Below are 16,516 nucleotides of genomic sequence, written 5' to 3' on the forward strand. Positions count from 1 at the left end.
CCAGCCGCTGTCACCTCGCGGCTGCGGCGGCCTGGAGCCGCTCAAGGGGCACGGAACCTACGAACGTCCGGCCGTCGTCGGTCAGGAGGACGTTGACCAGTGATGTGGAGATGGCCCGGCCGCCTGGGACGGTCACTGTCGCCTGGCGCAGCAGGGGATCATTGAGCAGCTTGTCGACGGATTGCTTTCCAGACTCAGGGGACGCGGACGGGGCGGAAGCGGAGGGAGCCGGGATGCCGACGATCCGTTCCCAGCCGGTTCCGGTGACCGTTGGGGTGTGTCCGCGGAGGTCCTTGCTGCCCGAATTCCTGTCAGCCAGGTCCTTATCGGCGTGGTCCGTCTTGCCGTGGGACGTCGACGGCACCGCAAGTTCCTTCACCGAGGCGCCCGGCGGCGGCGAGAACTTGAACAGTCCCGCGTCCGGGGCTCCAAGCGTCAGGCTGGAGAACGCGGTCCTGAAGGCGGGCTCCTGTTGCCCGCGCGCCCGCACCTCCACGCTCAGCGGCATGCCATTCTCACCATCCACGGCCACAGCCACCGAGCCCACCAGGGTGACGTCCGACCGCGGCGTGAGGACCAGGTTATAAGCGGCCCTGCCTGCCACCTCGGTGTCACCGGCCACCGCCACTTCGGTGCTGCTGTCCAGCTTGTCAAGCATCTTCGCGGCCAGTTCCTCCGGCGTTGCCACGCCTTCCGGCATGTCATGGCTGCGGGATTCCTTCGCTGCCGCCGCGGGAAGCGTGACATGCGTGGCTGTGTTGTCCTTGGAGTTGTACAGCCACACCTCGTTGCCCTGGCGGACGGCGTCGCGCTCGGCCATCCGGTCCATCACCTGGATGCGGGCCTTGGTTGCCCCGTCGACATAGACGCGGGCGCTGTGCGGCCCGGTAAGCAGCTCGGCGAGGGAGCCCGTGCCGGCACCCGAGCTGGGCCCCACCTGGGGAACATCAGGCAGTCCGAGTTCGGAGGACTGCTCCAGGGTGCCGGAGAAGGACTTGGTCTGGTGCTGCCCGATCATCGCCAGCACCTGGGCCGGTGTCTTCTCCGGCAACAGATCCCGGGCGCTCGCAGGCAGGGACCCCGCCAGGACTCCGGCAGCAATAACAGCAGGTACGGCCACGGCAGGTGTCCACCGCAGCCAGATGGCAGTCATGTCAACTCCGCTCCGACGTCGCAGCTCATACCCTCAGGGTACGCCTCGGCCCCTTATGTGGCAGCCCCCGGCCGGGCTGACTGCTTTCCCTGTCGCGACTCGTGCGCCAGACTGGACGGGACGCCGTTTTCCAGATTCCAGGAGCCTCCGCCCCATGCGCATTCCCGGTGCCACCGCCAGTCCGGCCGATGAACTGACAGGCATCGTGGGCTTCGCTGCCCAGGCGATCGATTCGCTCGGGGAATGGGGCGTGGGGCTCTTCACCTTCCTCGAGACGGTGTTTCCGCCGATTCCCAGCGAAGTGATTCTTCCGCTCGCCGGATTCCTGACCCGGCAGGGCTCCCTCAATCTGGTCCTGGTCTTCGTGACCAGCACACTGGGGGCGTATCTGGGCGCCCTTGCGCTGTATTTCCTGGGCGCGAAGGTGGGGCTGGAGCGTTCGATCCGCTGGTTGTCCAAGCTGCCGCTGGTGGACCGGGAGGACTTCGAGCAAGCGGACGGCTGGTTCCGCCGCCACGGCAGATCGGCGATTTTCTTCGGCCGGCTGCTGCCCGGCGTGCGGAGCCTCATTTCATTGCCGGCGGGCGCCGAAAGGATGCACCTCGGCACTTTCAGCATTTTCACGATTGCCGGCAGCGGCATCTGGAACGGCGCCCTGATCGGCTTCGGTGTGCTGCTGGGGCGCCAATACGCGATGGTGGAGCAGTACTCGCGCTACCTCAACTACGCCGTCTACGCCGCCCTGGCCATCTTCGTGGTCTGGCTCGTGGTCCGGCACATCCGGCGCGGAAGGCCTGCAAAGGACCGGAAGTAGTTCCGGGCCCGGGTAGCCCCCGTCAGTAGCCCCGGGCTCTCAGGCGCCGGGCACCACAGTGCCCGCGCCGCCGTCGACCGTCACTTCCTGGCCCGTCCTGAGCAGCGATGTGGCGTCAGCGACGCCCACCACGGCGGGGATGCCGTATTCCCGGGCCACAACCGCGCCATGGGAATTAGGGCCGCCCATCTCCATCACCAGGCCGCCCGCCGTCAGGAACAGCGGGGTCCAGCCCGGATCGGTCGACGGCGCCACGAGGATCTCCCCCGGTTCCAGGTGGGCACCTACGGGGTCGAGGATGACGCGCGCGGGCGCTGTCACCGTCCCCGCCGACGCCGGGCTCCCGGACATCGCCCCGGCAGCCGCGGTTCCGACGGTGGCAAGCAGCGTTTCGGGTTCCGTTCCGTCTGAGAGCAGCATCCGGGGAATGTGGCGCCGCTCCAGTTCCAGGTAATAGGCCCCCTGCCGCTGCGCCACGAGATCCTGCATGTCGGCACCATCCAGGGCCCGGTTCGCTTCGGCAAAGTCCAGGAAGAAGATGTCGTCGGCCCGGGCGAGCCGTTCCTGTTCCGCCAGCACGGCACCAACTTCGGCGAGCTGCTTCCGCACTTCCGCCAGCGCCAGGACGATCTGGAATTTGGGAAGCTCGCGCAGCCCGGCGAAGAGCCGCGCCCGCCGCAGCGCCGCCCGGACGGCCACGGCCCGGACTCGTCCCCGCGAACGGGCCTCCGCCACGAGCCGCTCGATTTGCGCCTCGGCCTCGGCTGCCGCCTTGCTGAACTGGCGGTCAGGGGCGCGTTCCGGGTCCTCCAGCCGGAGGTAGTTGGCGAGGACGCCAAGGATATGGGTGGGGTCGTCCCGCCAGCGGGGCATGCCGACGTCGATCTCGGCGACAGCCCGGTGCCCGAACCGCGCGAGGAATCCTGCCAGGCCGGACTGGGCCACGGCCGGCAAGTCGCCGGCGGCGAAGCGCTGCGCCAGCACTGCCGGTGGATGGCCGGTGAGCACGGCCAGCGATTCGGTGTCGGACTTCATCTGTGTAGCCACCCGCCACAGCTCGAGGTCCATCTCGGTTGTCACGTTGTTGGGCAGGCCGCGGAGCACGGGCTGGAGGTCGATGTTTCGTTTCGGCCCGGCGCTGTCCTGGCCGGAGCTGTCCGGCCCGGCACCGTCCGGCCCGGCACCAAACAGTTTCCCGGCACCCAGGAGTTTCCCGGCGAGGCCGAGCATTGCGAAGCCCAGGCCCGCCAACGGGAGCACTGCCGGAAGGTTAGGGAAGAGCCGCGGGAGGATCCCCTCGGCGTGGTCAAGCCGCGCGCGCGGGGAAGCTCCCTGGGGAAGTTCCAGCGTCGCGTTGAACTCCGTGGTGAAGCGGTTCAGGCGCTTGAGGGCCGCCTCGGGACGGACCAGCGCCCGGACCGCTGCTTCCGGCACGCGGAACCGCACAGCGATGGGGACCACGTGCCTGAGGAGGTCCCATGGCGTGCGGCGGGTGATGGAGAGGCGGGGGTCGCCAAACACGCTGCGCAGGACTTTTGCGGAGCGGGCCTCCATGACGTCGAAGACACTCGGGATGAGCCGGCGGCCCACGGTGCTCCGCGCGGCCGCGGTCAGGTCGACGAAGATGCGCTGCCCGGCTTCGACGTACGGCGGCGGCCCGTTGCGGGGGTCGGGAACGTCAAAGCCGGCGGCGGCCGCAACGGACGAGCCGACCCGCCGGAGGGCGGCAAGCCCCATCGGGGTCAGCGGCCGCGTGAGGCCCTGGGCGAGGCTGAAGCACAGGTAGACCCGCAACTCCTCCCCCGGACCGCGCCGGTCCGGGGCCTTCTCCGGCTGCGGGTAAAGCGTGGTGATGGGCCGGGACTGGGTCAGCCAGACCTTTCCGCCGCCGTCGAGCGCCCACTCCGTGTCCTGCGGGGCGCCGTAGTGGGCCTCTGCTTTGCTCCCCAGCACCGCGAGTTCCCGGATCTGCGCGTCGGTCAGGCACTGCTGGTCCTCCGCACTCTGCTCGACAAGTTCGGTGCCTCCCCCGGGCAACGGCCGGACAGCCGTCCGTTTGTCCCCCAGGCGGCGCTGCAGGATGGCCCCGGACCCGGTATCCACCACGAAGTGGTCAGGATTGACGGCGCCGGACACCACCGCCTCGCCAAGCCCGGGGCTCGCGTCGATCACGGCCTCCCGGCGCCTGCCGGTAACCGGGTTTGCGGTGAACATCACGCCCGCCGCCTCGGCGTTCACCATGCGTTGGACGACGACGGCGAGAGCCACCGTTGCGGGGTCAATGTTCCGGCTGGCGCGGTACGCCACCGCCCGGTCGGTCCACAGCGAAGCCCAGCACTTCCGGACGGCGTCCAGCAGCGCCACGGCGTCTATGACGTTCAGATAAGTGTCCTGCTGGCCGGCGAAGCTGGCGAAGGGAAGGTCCTCGGCCGTGGCCGAGGACCTGACTGCGACGGGCACGCCGTCCAGCGCCCGGTAAGCCGTGAGTAGCTCCCCGGCGATCGCCGTCGGAAGTTCTGCCGAGGTGATCAGGCCGCGGGCCCTGGCAGCCAGGCCCGCGAGGGATTCCAGGTCATCGGCCGGGGTGTCCTGAAGGGCACTGTGCACCTCGCCGAGCCCCAGCGGCTCCACAGCCCGGACGTAGGCCTCGGTGGTCAGGCAGAACCCGTCGGGCACAGGGAGGCCGGCTGACAGCAACTCGCCGAGGTTGGCGGCCTTGCCGCCAACCTGGGGCAGCATGGAGCCGCTGAGGTCCCCGAGGCCGAGCACCAGCCCGCTCATGCGCTACGAGGCACCGAGCATCGGTCCGAAGCTGACGCGGTCGGCGAGCCGGGGGTCTTCCCGGTCCGGGACCACCATCACGGGGCTCTTGGCATGGTGCAGGACGCCGTCCGACGTCGAGCCCAGGAGCATGCCGGTGAAGCCGCCGCGGCCGCGGGTTCCCACCACTATCAGCTCAACGTGCCTGCTGGCCTCCACCAGCACATCCACGGGCGAACCGTCCAGCAGCCGGGTCTCGATGGCCAGCCGCGGGAAGTGGCTCTGCAGCCAGGCCACTCCGGCCTTCAGCTGGACCTGGATCTCGGCGAACAGCGCTTCCCGGTCCAGCGGGGCCGGAACCCAGGCAAGGGATCCGCTGTACTGCGGCACGGCGCAGATCACGCGCAGCGGTGCACCCAGCCGTTCGGCCTGCTCCGCGGCTTCCAGGACTGCGACGCGGGCCTGCTCGGACCCGTCCACGCCCACGGCCACTACCTTTTCCACCGGGCCGTGGCCGGACTTGGCCTGCTCAGCGCGGATGTGTTTGTCCTGGGTGGTCTCGCCCAGGCGGTCGGAGCAGATCAGCGGAACCGTCACAGTGGGGCATTTGGCGTGAGCCGGAAGCGCACTGCTCACGGAGCCGAGGAGCCGCCCGACGAAGCCGCCCCGCCCTCGCGTCCCGAAAACCAGCAGTTCGGCGGTCTCGGACAGGTCGAGCAGGACGCCGGAAGCGTCACCGTTCTCGACCGAGGCGCTGACGTTGATGTTGTAGCCGGACACCTTGTCCACTGCGTGCTGCAGGATCGCCTCGGCGCCCTCGCGGATCACCGAGTCGTCCACGGTGGCATAGCCGCCGTCGAGTCCGGATGCGGCAAAGATGGGCACCGAGTAGGCGGTGACAATATGGAGGGGACGACGGCGGCGTTCGGCTTCACGGGCAGCCCACACGAGGGCGCACTGGCCATGGTCCGAACCATCGACGCCGACCACGATCCCTTCGGGTCTTGCGTGCCGGGCACCGCCATCCCGTGCCGGGTCGGGATGCAATTCGTGTGCGTCCATTCGGTCCGCCTCCTCGCGATACTGCCTGATGATGCGGCTATTCTGCCAGAAGCAGCCCGCCTAGCCGTCACCGGCAGGCCGTCGGGTTCCCGGTTATGCACAGCCTGCCTTTGAGTCCAACTATTCTCGGTCGGCGACCTGTTAGCAAGCAGCCCCCACGGGGCTCTGCGGGTCCTGCGGGTGGGCTGTTTTCCGCCCCTTCCGGGTGCCCTTCCGGCACTGCCTGGGGTGCTCTGGTGACGCTGTGCAAAGCCCGGCAAACCAATGTTTCGGGAGGGGTATCCAGCGACCAAAAAATTCTGTAATGTCGAGGCACCATCGGTCCGGATTGTGCTCCACCGCACAGCCGGAGATGGGTTGTGTCTGCTTGCTGGGGCAGTGGACGGTGCATGGGCGATGATGCCCTGCGCTTCGAAATTCTCGAGGAGGAAGTGAAGTGTCACGCATGCCTGGTCTCAGCGGCGCAGAACGGACCACCACTGTGGTCATCGGCACCGGACTTCCCGGTTTGGCCATTGCCACGGAACTCCGACGCCGGGGAGTTGATTCAATCATTGTCAGCCGGCTGGAATCCCCCGGCGGCCAATCCCAGAAATCCGCGCACCAGCGGTGCGACGACACCGAGGCAGGGTCAATCCAGGAACGGAACGAAATCCTCCGGCACCTGCGCAACTACGCTTCAAGCCACCAGCTGGACATCCGCAGCGACACGTCTGCCGTGTTGCTGGACAAGATGGGGCCGGGGGCGGAGGCCTCTCTGCACCGCTGGGCCGTGCATACCCCTGACGGCGTGTTGCTGGCCGACCACATTGTGCTCACGCGCTGTGCCCACAGCCAGCTGCGGCGCATGCTCACGGACCTCGGCATTTCCATAGGCACCAACCTCGTCGCGGCCATGCGCGCCATCGGCATCTACCTGGTCGGCGTGGGTGAGATGATCACGCCTACGCCGAAGGAAGTGCTGCGGCAGGCAAAGGTGGTGGGCCAGGCCATCTCGGCGAAGGTCTACCCGGACAGCGTGCCGTCGATCCTGACCGGCAGCTTCCCGGCGCTGCCTGCCGCCGCTCTCTAAAGCGGCGCGGCTCTCGAAAGCGGGTGCGAGTCCCCGGCAACCCCGGCCCGGGCCTCGCGCCCGGCTACGCCTCGCGCCCGCCCGGGCCCTGCCCGGTACCGTCATTGTCATCTGCACCGTCAGACTCGTCGCCAACGCCGAGCCTCCGGCGGGCCAGAACACCGAGGGTGACGAGCAGGCCGAGAGCCACGGCCGCGAACACCACGATGCTCCAGGGGAAGGGCTCCGAAGAATCCGGCGCTTTTGCTGTGGCCTGCGTGGCGCCAGGCTGCGGCGTACCGACCGTCTGGACCGGCGCCGACGTCGCCCCCGCCGCAGCGGCCGTGGCGGTAAAGGCGAACGTGCCCTCGATGGGATGGGAATCCGAGCTCACCACGCGCCACACCACCGTGTACTTCCCGGCAGGCGCACCTTCCCGCAGCTTCTGCGAGGCGACGTTGTCCACGATCTCCACCTTGCCGTCGGTCCAGTCGGTTCCGGCGGCATCCGTCACCTTGACCTCGGAGCCGAGCCCCAGCGGGGTGTTGTTGAAGGTGATCGAGACCTTGGCCGGAGCCGTTGGCACGGTGGCGCCGTCGGCCGGGCTGCTTGACTCGGCAACATCATGCGCGGAAGCCGGCCCGGCAGTAAGGAGCAGGGCGACGAGCGCGAGGGCGCCAAAGACGGCGGACAGCAACTGGCGGGTGAAACGCATGGGCGGACTACTCCTCGTGTTGACTTCCTTACAGACTAGGCGAATTTGCCTCATCGAAACCCGGCAACCTACTAGGATTCAAGTAACCCCACACTCTCACCGGAGGACTAATGCTCAAGCAGGGCTCTGCACTGGACCGGTATTTCAAGATTTCCGAACGGGGGTCGAACTTCTCCCGCGAGATCCGCGGCGGTTTTGCCACCTTCTTCGCCATGAGCTACATCGTGGTGCTCAACCCCCTCATCCTGTCCGGGGCAGACTCCTCCGGCGCCACACTCGGTTTCCAGGCAGTCGCTGCCGTCACCGCCTTCGTTGCCGGTATCCTGACCATCCTCATGGGTGCGTGGGCCAAGCACCCCTTCGCCATGGCCACCGGCCTGGGCGTCAACGCGTTCGTGGCCGTGACAGTGGCCACCAACCCGGGACTGACCTGGCCGGACATGATGGGACTGGTGGTCCTCTCCGGCGTCACCATGATGATCCTGGTCCTGACCGGGTTCCGGACCGCCGTGTTCCGGGCCGTTCCGGACGGGCTCAAGACGGCCATCGTGGTGGGCATCGGCCTGTTCATCGCCCTCATCGGCCTGGTCAACGCCGGCTTCGTGCGGCGGATTCCGGATGCGGCCGGGACCACCGTTCCGGTGGGCCTCGGCTTTGACGGCAAGCTCCTGGGCTGGCCGACGCTGGTGTTCGTGTTCGGCCTGATCCTGACCATCGCCCTGCTGGTGCGCAACATCAAGGGCGCCATCCTGATCGGCATCGTCGCCTCCACCGTCCTGGCGGTCATCCTCGAGTTCACCCTGCACATCGGTCCCAGTTTCGACGGCAAGAACCTTAACCCGCAGGGCTGGTCCCTTGTTGCCCCCAAATTCACCGAATGGTCAGCTCCGGACCTCTCCCTGATCGGCAAGGCCAACCCGGTCGGGGCCTTCGGCCACCTGGGCATTGTGGCCGCTGCGCTGCTGGCGTTCGTGATCCTGCTCAGCATCTTCTTCGACGCGATGGGCACCATGGTGGGCCTGGCCAACGAGGCCGGAACCGTGGACAAGGACGGCAACATCCCCAACGTTGACCGCGTGCTGCAGGTGGATGCCCTCGGCGCCATTGTGGGCGGCGGCGCCTCCGTGTCCTCCAACCAGATCTTCGTCGAATCCGGCGCAGGCATCGGCGAAGGCGCGCGGACCGGCCTGGCCTCGATCGTGACCGGGCTGCTGTTCCTGGTGGCCATGTTCTTCACCCCGCTGATCAACCTCGTACCGTTCGAGGCCGTGGCCCCCGCGCTGGTGGTGGTCGGCTTCATGATGGTGGCCCAGATCGGCAAAATCCACTGGCAGGACTGGGGCATTGCACTGCCCGCCTTCCTCACGTTCACGCTGATGCCGTTCACCTACTCGATCGCCAACGGCCTGGGTGCCGGCTTCATCTCCTACGCCCTCATCCGCACCTTCCAGGGCCGTGCCCGCGAAGTGCACCCGCTGATGTGGGCCGTCGCGGCGGCCTTCGTCCTGTTCTTCGGCATCGGCCCGATTGAGCAGGCACTGGGCATGTAGCAGGCCGGGTTTCCGGTATTCCAGACATCACGACGGCGGCGCTGCTGGCTTTGGCCAGCACCGTGCGGTGAGCTTGAAGCATGGACTTTCCCGCGCTCTCCGTCGACGCTCAGCCCCGCCCCTGGACGGGCCGTGACGACGGCGACGGCGACGCCCACCGCCGCTGGTGGCAGGCGGTAACGCCTCATTCACAGAGCCAGCAGGACGGCAGCCCCCTGCGCGCCGATCCGCCCGTCAGGGTGCCCCCGCTTGCCGGCACTGACGCCACCGCCCGCCCTGCGGTGATCCTCGGCTTCTGCAGCGACGAGGGCGTGCGCCGAAACAAGGGCAGGACCGGAGCCGCGGCCGCCCCTGCAGCGATCCGCAGTGCGCTCGGCCCCCTTGCCTACCATTCGGATCGGCCAGTCGCCGACGCCGGCGACGTCGTGGTCCGCGACGGCGAGCTGGAGGCGGGCCAGGCCCGGGCGGGCGCCGCCGTTGCGGGACTGCTCGACGGCGGCCGCCTCACCATGGTGCTGGGCGGCGGCCACGAAACCGCGTATGCCAGCTACCTCGGCGTGGCAGGGTCCAGGGCGGTCCGCGACGGCCAGCGGCTGGGCGTCCTCAACCTTGATGCCCACTTCGATCTGCGGGATGAGCCGGTCCCCAGTTCGGGGACCCCGTTCCTGCAGATGGCCCGCGCGGAAGCGGCCGAGGGGCGCGAACTGTCGTACGCCGTCGTCGGAATTTCCGAACCCAACAACACCCGCGCACTGTTCAGTACTGCCGATGAGTTGGGGGTGAAGTACCTGCTGGACGAGGACTGCACCGCCGGCGCGGCCGGGGCCTTCGTGGCGGACTTCCTCAGCGGAATCGACGTCCTGTACCTGACCATCGACCTGGACGTGCTGCCGGCGGCGGTGGCTCCGGGGGTCAGCGCACCGGCCGCGTACGGCGTTCCGCTGCCCGTCATCAGTGCCGTCTGCCGCCAGGTCGTGGCCAGCGGCAAACTGCTGCACGCTGACGTGGCCGAGCTGAACCCGGCATTCGACATCGACAACCGGACTGCCCGGGTAGCGGCGCGGCTGGTCAGCATCCTGCTGGGCTGAGCGTCAATCCCTGGGCCCAGCCCGGCCCGGCTAATCCTTGGGCTTGGGCTTGGCTGTGGGCTTCGGGGCAGGCCGGGCAGGCGCCTTGGGCTTCGCCGCGGGCTTGCTGACGATCGACGCCGGCGGTTTTGGGAATGCAGCGGCGGGATAGAGCCGCGCCACCTGGAGCATGTAGTTCGCCCACTGCGGCCCCGCGATCATGTAGCCGTCAATGCGGTCGTAGAACTTGCCATTGATGGTGAGGTTCCTGCCGGGCCGCTGCTGGCCCTCCAGCGCGTCCCCGAAGAACGAGGCAGTTGCCAAACCAGAGGTGTACCCCAGCACCCAGGTGGCGCTGTTGCTGTTGTTGGTGCCCGTTTTGGCCGCCACCGGCACGGTTTTCTGCACCTTGGGGTTGATGTAGATGCCGGAGCCCTTGTTGAGCATGTCCTGGAGTGCCTTGTTAACGCCGCGGACCACGTTCTTGTCCACGGCGTCGCTGCAGTCCTGGGCCTCCGCCGGGAGCTTCTTGCCCGCCATGTCCGCCACCCCGGCCAGGGCCACCGGCTCGCAGTGGCGGCCATCGGCCGCGAAGGTGGCAAAGGCGTTGGCCATGGTCAGCGGGGCCACCCCGGTGCCGCCCAGCAGGTTGCCCAGCTGGTGCATGTTGACCGGCGTTCCGTCCAGCCCGCTGCGGAGCCCGACAGCGTTGACCATGTTCTGGATCCCGCAGAAGTCCAGCTGCGCGGCCTCGGCAAAGGTGGCCGTATTGATGGAGTTGTAGAGCCCGTAGTCGGCCGGCATCTTGCGGTAGTAGCCTTCTGAGGCGTTCTGCAGGTCGTCCGCCGTTTCGAGTCCTGCCCTGCGTTGCTTGGTGCTGTAGCCGCCTGCCACCTTGCCGCACGAGGACCGCCAGCGGAAGCCCAGGGGGTACTCGCGCTTGGAGGCGTCCACCACTGTACTCATGGTTTTGCCCTGGTGCAGCCACTCGGCGAAGGTAAAGGGCTTCATGGTGGACCCCGGCTGGAACCCGCCGGCGCCGTTGAGGTCGTTGCCGTTGGCGTCCTTGGCATCCACGTTGAAGTTCAGCTGGGTGTCGAACTTACCGGGCTGCGGCAGGTACACCGTGTTCTGCGCCATCGCCAGGACCTTGCCGGTGCCCGGCTGGACCGTGACCAGGGAAGCGCCCCATTTGTTCGGATTGGCGCCGGCGGTGGCGTTGACCTGCGACTGTGCCCTGGCCTGCAGCCGGCTGTCCAGGGTCGTGGTGATGGTGAGCCCGCCGCGGAAGAGCCGCTTTTCGCGCGCCTCGGTGTCCGCGCCGTAGGCCGGGTTGTTGAGGAAGAGATGGGTCACGTAGTCACAGAAGTAGGGGGCCATGGTGGCCGCGGCGCAACCCTGCCGCGAGGGCCTGACCTTCAGGCCGACGCCGGAGGCCACTGCGGCGTCATGCTGCTTCTTGGTGATCATCTTCTGCTTGAGCATTTCGCCGAGGACCTGGTTGCGGCGTTTCAGCGAGTTCTTGGGGTTGGTCACGGGATCGTAGAAGCTGGGGCTGTTCACCAGGCCCGCGAGCAGCGCCGACTGGGGCAGTGTCAGCTTGCTGGCCGGAACGCTGAAGAAATATTGGGAGGCAGCCTCAATGCCGTACGCGCTGCGGTTGAAGAAGACGATGTTGAGGTAGCCCTCAAGGATCTGGTCCTTGGTGAATTTCTTCTCCAGCGCCATCGCGAGGCGCATCTCGCGCAGCTTGTCCCCCATGGTCTTCTGCCCGCTGAGCACCACCTGGTCCTCACGGCCTTCGGATATCAGGGACTCGTTCACAATGTTGGTGACGTACTGCTGGGTGAGGGTTGAGGCTCCCTGCCGGTCACCCCGGGTCAGGTTGCTGGTCAGCGCGCGCAGGACGCCCTGCGTGTCCACGCCGCCGTGCTCATAGAAGCGGCTGTCCTCGATGGCGACGACTGCCTTCCGGATGAACGGGGACATCTGCTTCAGCGGAACGCGGACCCGGTTCTCCGAATAGAACGTGGCGATGAGCTTGCCGTCCGCGGTCAGCATGCGGGTGGTCTGCGACGGGGCGGGCACCGCGAGTTCGGTGGGCAGGCTGTTGAAGTAGGAAATCGACTTGCTGACCGAGGTGCCGGCGAGGGCGGCCCCGGGCACCAGGAAGCTGGCCACCAGGACCCCGCAGAGGCAGCTGACAACCACGAACCCCAGCAACTTTGCCAGCGCAAGAGCCAAACGGGATATCAACCTTCTGCCTGCCATGATCCAAGCTCACCACATCATCGGCCGGAAAGTAGAATACTCGCCGCTCCCGGCATGATTCGTGCTTCGCAGGGTCAGACCGGGGTGTGCGGCGCCTTTCCCTCGTCACCGAATTTCTCGGCTGCCCTGCGTTCGCGGAGCCGGTCCAGGCGCTTCATGACGGGCGCCGTGGTGGCCCCGTGCAGCACCACGGACACCGCCACTACCAGTCCGATGATGCTCCACAGGCGCTGGGCCTGGTCCCCGAAGCTGCCCTGGCCCAGCGCGTAGGCAAGGTAGTACAGGGACCCGATGCCCCTGATGCCGAAGAAGGAAATGGCGATCCGTTCGCGGGGACCGGTCTTGCCCCGGGCAAGCGCCAGCCAGCCGGACAGCGGACGGACCAGGATCAGGAAGGCCACGGCCACGCCCACCTCGGCCCAGCCGACGCCGGCCAGCAGGCCCCTCGCGATCGCTCCGCCCAGGAGGACCAGGATGACAACTGTCAGGAGCCGCTCGAGCTGTTCCACGTAGGAGTGAAGAATGCGGTGGTAGCCGTGGGTGCGCTCCGCTGCCCTGATGGTCACGGCGCAGACGAACACCGCAATGAAGCCGTAGCCCTCGATCATCTGTGTGACGCCGTACGCCAGGAAGGTGGCGGCCAGCGCAACGAAGCCCTCGGAGTGGTTGGACAGCCGGATGCTGTCGTGCCGGGCGGAGAAGAAAAGCCGGGCCAGCACCTTGCCCGTGCAGTAGCCCAGCAGCAGGCCCACGCCGATGCGCCACAGGACGTCCACGCCGAACCACTCCGGAAACCAGGCCGACGGCGCGGTCCCCACGAGGCTCATGGCAATGGCCAGGTACACAAAGGGAAAGGCCAGCCCGTCATTCAGGCCTGCCTCCGAGGTCAGTGCGAACCTGACCTCGTCCTCCTGGTCGGTGCCCTCCTCCTCGTCGGCGGGCTCGCCCACCTGCACCTCGGAGGCCAGGACCGGATCCGTGGGCGCCAGGGCAGCGGAAACGAGGAGCGCGGCGGCGAGTCCCAGTCCCAGTAGCCAGAGCCCGAGGAGCGTCAGGCCCAGCATGCACAGGGGCATGGCAATCCCGAGCATCCGCCAGGTGGTGGCCCAGTTCCGCCGGCCCACCGAGCGGTCCAGCGCCAGCCCGGCTCCCATCAGCGAGATGATCACGCAGAGCTCGGTCAGGTGCAGGGTCAGCTCGGGGTGCTGGACAGGGTTCGGGTCCGGGAGGTTGGGAAGCAGGCCGAAGGCGGCGGCGCCAGCGCCCAGGAAGACCATCGGCATGGAGATCGGGGCACTGCGCAAGGCCTTGGGCAGGATGGCGGCAACAAAGACCGCGACGCCCGCCGCGGCGAACATGATGCTGGCACCTTCAAACACGGTCGCCTCCTGCGCCGTCGGCCTCTCAGACCTGACCAACACTAGCCGCCCGTTCACGCACCCGGGAGGGCACGCCGCGGATGGGCGCACCCAAAACAAACCCAGTCACAGACATGTCAAACGTCTTGTCAAATGACAGTCATCTTACCTTTGGACCGGTTCCCGGTAGAATGGTCTACTGCCCCCCGGCAAGAATCACAGAAAGTCAGTACATGAGCACAGCAACCATGGAGCGCCCAACCGCTCCTAAGAGCGCGTCTCGCTCCGCGGATGCCCGGTCCATCGACCTGGCGTTCACCAGTGCCGACCAGGTCCACGACGGCCTGGAAAACGCGGTAGAAGCGCTGATCGAAACGGCTGCCCAGGAAGGCACCTGCGGCATCAAGGTCACGCGCCTTGAGCCAGGCCGTTACACGGTGGCCCTCGACGAGTCTGTCCCCTTCGGTGAAACACACGAGGACATCGCAGCCTAACACGCGAAAAAGCCCCCGATCCTGGACTCATGCTGGCCAAACGGCCGAATGATCCAAGGTCGGGGGCTTTTTGATTTCAGCTGCGCGTGCTCCGCAGGGCTTCAGCCGGACTACATCCGGCGCACCTGCACGCCGTCGGACTTCATAAAGAGCTGGGATTCATGCGCTCCGCCACAGATCAGCCACAGCACGTTGCCGCTCCGTGAGATTTCCTCCACCTCGCCTGCCGCAATAACGTGCGCATGCTTGATGATCTCAATCCGCTCGCCCACGTGCAGCGATCCCCAGTCTGAAACCGTAGCTGCGTGTGCGATGCGTCTGGACAGGACTGCCCCGCGTGCTTTCATTTGAACTTCTACCCCTTTGTGGATGTTCTTCTTACGCCACAGCATCGTTGATGTGACTTTCACTACACCTTTAGTTCTACTACACTCTCCGGCCTATTTCCGGCGGGTTGCAGACTATTTCGGCGCCGCCGGCAAATCATTGCCGGCGGCGCACAATGTTCACCCTCAGGCGAGGTTTCCGACGGCGGATTCGGCTGCCGCCCGCACCGCACCGGAGGCGACCAGCCGGTCGGCGGCCTCGAGCTCGGGTGAGAGGAACCGGTCCGTGCCCGGGCCGGCGACGACGGTCCGCAGTGTTTCGAGGACAGCCGCCCCGGCGGGTCCCGGCGTCAGCTGGCCCCCGGACAGCTGGGTACGCATGTCGATAGCCCGGGCCGACGTCACCAGCTCGATCGCCAGCACGCGGCGCAGGTTCTCCACTGCCTTCCGGAGCTTTCGGGCAGCGTGCCAGCCCATGGATACGTGGTCCTCCTGCATTGCCGAGCTCGGGATGGAGTCCACGGACGCGGGCACCGCGAGCCTCTTGTTGTCCGAAACCAGCCCGGCCTGGGTGTACTGGGCGATCATAAGACCCGAGTCCACGCCCGGATCCGCGGCCAGGAACGCCGGCAGGCCGTGCGAGCGGGCCGGGTCCAGCATGCGGTCCGTACGCCGTTCGGCGATGGAGCTGAGGTCCGCGACGGCGATGGCCAGGTAGTCGAGAACATACGCCACCGGGGCGCCGTGGAAGTTGCCGTTGGAGCTGACCCGGCCGTCGGGCAGGACCACGGGGTTGTCGATGGCTGCCGCGAGTTCACGGGAGGCCACGAGTTCGGCGTGCTCGACCGTGTCCCGGACGGCGCCGGCAACCTGGGGTGCGCAGCGCAGGGAGTAGGCATCCTGGACCCGGGAATCGCCCACGCGGTGCGACGCCACGATGGCCGAGTCGGACAGGACCCGGAGCATGTTGTCGGCGCTGGCAGCCTGGCCGGGGTGCGGGCGGAGGGCGGCGTGCAGCTCGGGCAGGAACACCTGATCTGTGCCGAGCAGCGCCTCGACGCTGAGCGCGGCGGTGATGTCCGCCGTCGTGAGCAGCTGGCGGATGTCCGCGATGGCCATCAGGAGCATGCCCAGCATGCCCTCAGTGCCGTTGACCAGCGCCAGCCCTTCCTTCTCGGCCAGGGTCACGGGTTCGATGCTGTGTGCGGCAAGGAGGTCGGCAACCGTGCGCTGGCCGGCGCCCCCGTAGAGTTCGCCGTCGGGGCCGGTTGCTTCGCCCTCACCCATGAGGACCAGGGCGCAGTGGGACAGCGGTGCGAGGTCGCCGGAGCAGCCCAACGAACCGAACTCACGGACCACCGGGGTGATGCCGGCGTTGAGCACGTCCACCATGGTCTGCAGCACCACGGGCCGGACGCCGGTGCGTCCGGATGCCAGCGTCTTGGCGCGCAGGAACATGATGCCGCGGACCACTTCGCGTTCCACAGCGGGGCCCATCCCGGCAGCGTGGCTGCGGATCAGCGATTTCTGCAGCTGGGTGCGGAGCTCGCCCGGGATGTGGCGGTTGGCCAGCGCGCCGAAGCCCGTGGAGATGCCGTACGCGGGCACGTCGCTGTGGGCCAGTTCGTCGATGTGCGCGCGGACGTTGGCGACGGTGTCCAGGGCTTCCTGGGCGATGGTCACCTTGGCGTCGTGGCGCGCGACGGCGACGACGTCCTCGGGCGTGGCACCGCTGGCACCGAGGGTGACGGTGAGCGGTTGGTGGGTTGGGGCCACGCGAGCAGGGTTCCCTGGCCGAGCTTGCGAGGTTAGGGAGGTCGTGGGGAGAGTCATTTCTTCTTCCTTCTTCCCAACTGACTGGCAGTTGTTGTCGTTTTGGGCGTTCAAAACGACAT

General features: G+C 67.5%; 13 protein-coding genes. 5 read left to right on the forward strand and 8 right to left on the reverse strand.

Annotation, left to right across the window (positions count from 1 at the left end; genetic code table 11):
• Positions 1-10: 10 nt before the first annotated feature.
• Complete coding sequence (locus tag ACFRAU_RS00355; RefSeq protein ID WP_377998311.1) at positions 11-1,153, reverse strand: outer membrane lipoprotein carrier protein LolA; 1,143 nt, start codon at positions 1,151-1,153, stop codon at positions 11-13.
• A gap of 154 nt (positions 1,154-1,307) precedes the next feature.
• Here ACFRAU_RS00355 and ACFRAU_RS00360 point away from each other — a divergent pair, with 154 nt between their 5' ends.
• Positions 1,308-1,967, forward strand: coding sequence for a DedA family protein (locus tag ACFRAU_RS00360; RefSeq protein WP_377998312.1), 660 nt, complete (start codon positions 1,308-1,310; stop codon positions 1,965-1,967).
• 39 nt (positions 1,968-2,006) lie between these two features.
• Here ACFRAU_RS00360 and ACFRAU_RS00365 read toward each other — a convergent pair whose 3' ends face one another.
• Both ACFRAU_RS00365 and ACFRAU_RS00370 read right to left on the reverse strand, forming a co-directional pair.
• On the reverse strand, positions 2,007-4,748 hold the full coding sequence (locus ACFRAU_RS00365) for a PEP/pyruvate-binding domain-containing protein (RefSeq protein ID WP_377998314.1): 2,742 nt from the start codon (positions 4,746-4,748) through the stop codon (positions 2,007-2,009).
• Positions 4,749-4,751: 3 nt separating this feature from the next.
• A complete protein-coding gene (locus ACFRAU_RS00370; protein WP_377998315.1) occupies positions 4,752-5,789 on the reverse strand; it encodes a universal stress protein in 1,038 nt (345 codons plus the stop codon).
• A gap of 445 nt (positions 5,790-6,234) precedes the next feature.
• Here ACFRAU_RS00370 and ACFRAU_RS00375 point away from each other — a divergent pair, with 445 nt between their 5' ends.
• Positions 6,235-6,861, forward strand: coding sequence for an FAD-dependent monooxygenase (locus ACFRAU_RS00375; protein ID WP_377993949.1), 627 nt, complete (start codon positions 6,235-6,237; stop codon positions 6,859-6,861).
• Positions 6,862-6,925: 64 nt separating this feature from the next.
• On the opposite strand, the gene ACFRAU_RS00380 is transcribed toward ACFRAU_RS00375, so the two are convergent.
• Positions 6,926-7,555 carry a copper resistance protein CopC gene (locus tag ACFRAU_RS00380; RefSeq protein ID WP_377993864.1) on the reverse strand — a complete coding sequence of 210 codons (630 nt, stop codon included), beginning with the start codon at positions 7,553-7,555 and terminating at the stop codon, positions 6,926-6,928.
• A 110-nt stretch (positions 7,556-7,665) separates the two neighbouring features.
• On the opposite strand from ACFRAU_RS00380, the gene ACFRAU_RS00385 reads away from it, so the two are divergent.
• Both ACFRAU_RS00385 and hutG read left to right on the forward strand, forming a co-directional pair.
• Positions 7,666-9,105 carry an NCS2 family permease gene (locus ACFRAU_RS00385; protein ID WP_377998317.1) on the forward strand — a complete coding sequence of 480 codons (1,440 nt, stop codon included), beginning with the start codon at positions 7,666-7,668 and terminating at the stop codon, positions 9,103-9,105.
• 80 nt (positions 9,106-9,185) lie between these two features.
• A complete protein-coding gene (gene hutG / locus ACFRAU_RS00390; RefSeq protein WP_377998319.1) occupies positions 9,186-10,193 on the forward strand; it encodes a formimidoylglutamase in 1,008 nt (335 codons plus the stop codon).
• Positions 10,194-10,223: 30 nt separating this feature from the next.
• On the opposite strand, the gene ACFRAU_RS00395 is transcribed toward hutG, so the two are convergent.
• Entirely contained in the window at positions 10,224-12,443 is a 2,220-nt protein-coding gene (locus tag ACFRAU_RS00395) for a transglycosylase domain-containing protein (protein ID WP_377993867.1), read from the reverse strand.
• Positions 12,444-12,517: 74 nt separating this feature from the next.
• Positions 12,518-13,822 carry a cation:proton antiporter gene (locus ACFRAU_RS00400; protein ID WP_377998320.1) on the reverse strand — a complete coding sequence of 435 codons (1,305 nt, stop codon included), beginning with the start codon at positions 13,820-13,822 and terminating at the stop codon, positions 12,518-12,520.
• Between the two features lie 212 nt (positions 13,823-14,034).
• Here ACFRAU_RS00400 and ACFRAU_RS00405 point away from each other — a divergent pair, with 212 nt between their 5' ends.
• The gene (locus ACFRAU_RS00405) at positions 14,035-14,295 is read left to right on the forward strand and encodes a hypothetical protein (protein WP_377993869.1); all 261 of its coding nucleotides are present in this window, start codon (positions 14,035-14,037) and stop codon (positions 14,293-14,295) included.
• 110 nt (positions 14,296-14,405) lie between these two features.
• On the opposite strand, the gene ACFRAU_RS00410 is transcribed toward ACFRAU_RS00405, so the two are convergent.
• Together ACFRAU_RS00410 and hutH are read right to left on the reverse strand one after the other, a co-directional pair.
• A complete protein-coding gene (locus tag ACFRAU_RS00410; RefSeq protein ID WP_377993950.1) occupies positions 14,406-14,642 on the reverse strand; it encodes a hypothetical protein in 237 nt (78 codons plus the stop codon).
• A gap of 165 nt (positions 14,643-14,807) precedes the next feature.
• On the reverse strand, positions 14,808-16,454 hold the full coding sequence (hutH, locus tag ACFRAU_RS00415; RefSeq protein WP_377998322.1) for a histidine ammonia-lyase: 1,647 nt from the start codon (positions 16,452-16,454) through the stop codon (positions 14,808-14,810).
• Between the last annotated feature and the right edge of the window lie 62 nt (positions 16,455-16,516).

Origin of the sequence: Arthrobacter sp. NPDC056691 (assembly GCF_042791415.1) — a bacterium.
GTDB lineage: Bacteria > Actinomycetota > Actinomycetes > Actinomycetales > Micrococcaceae > Arthrobacter.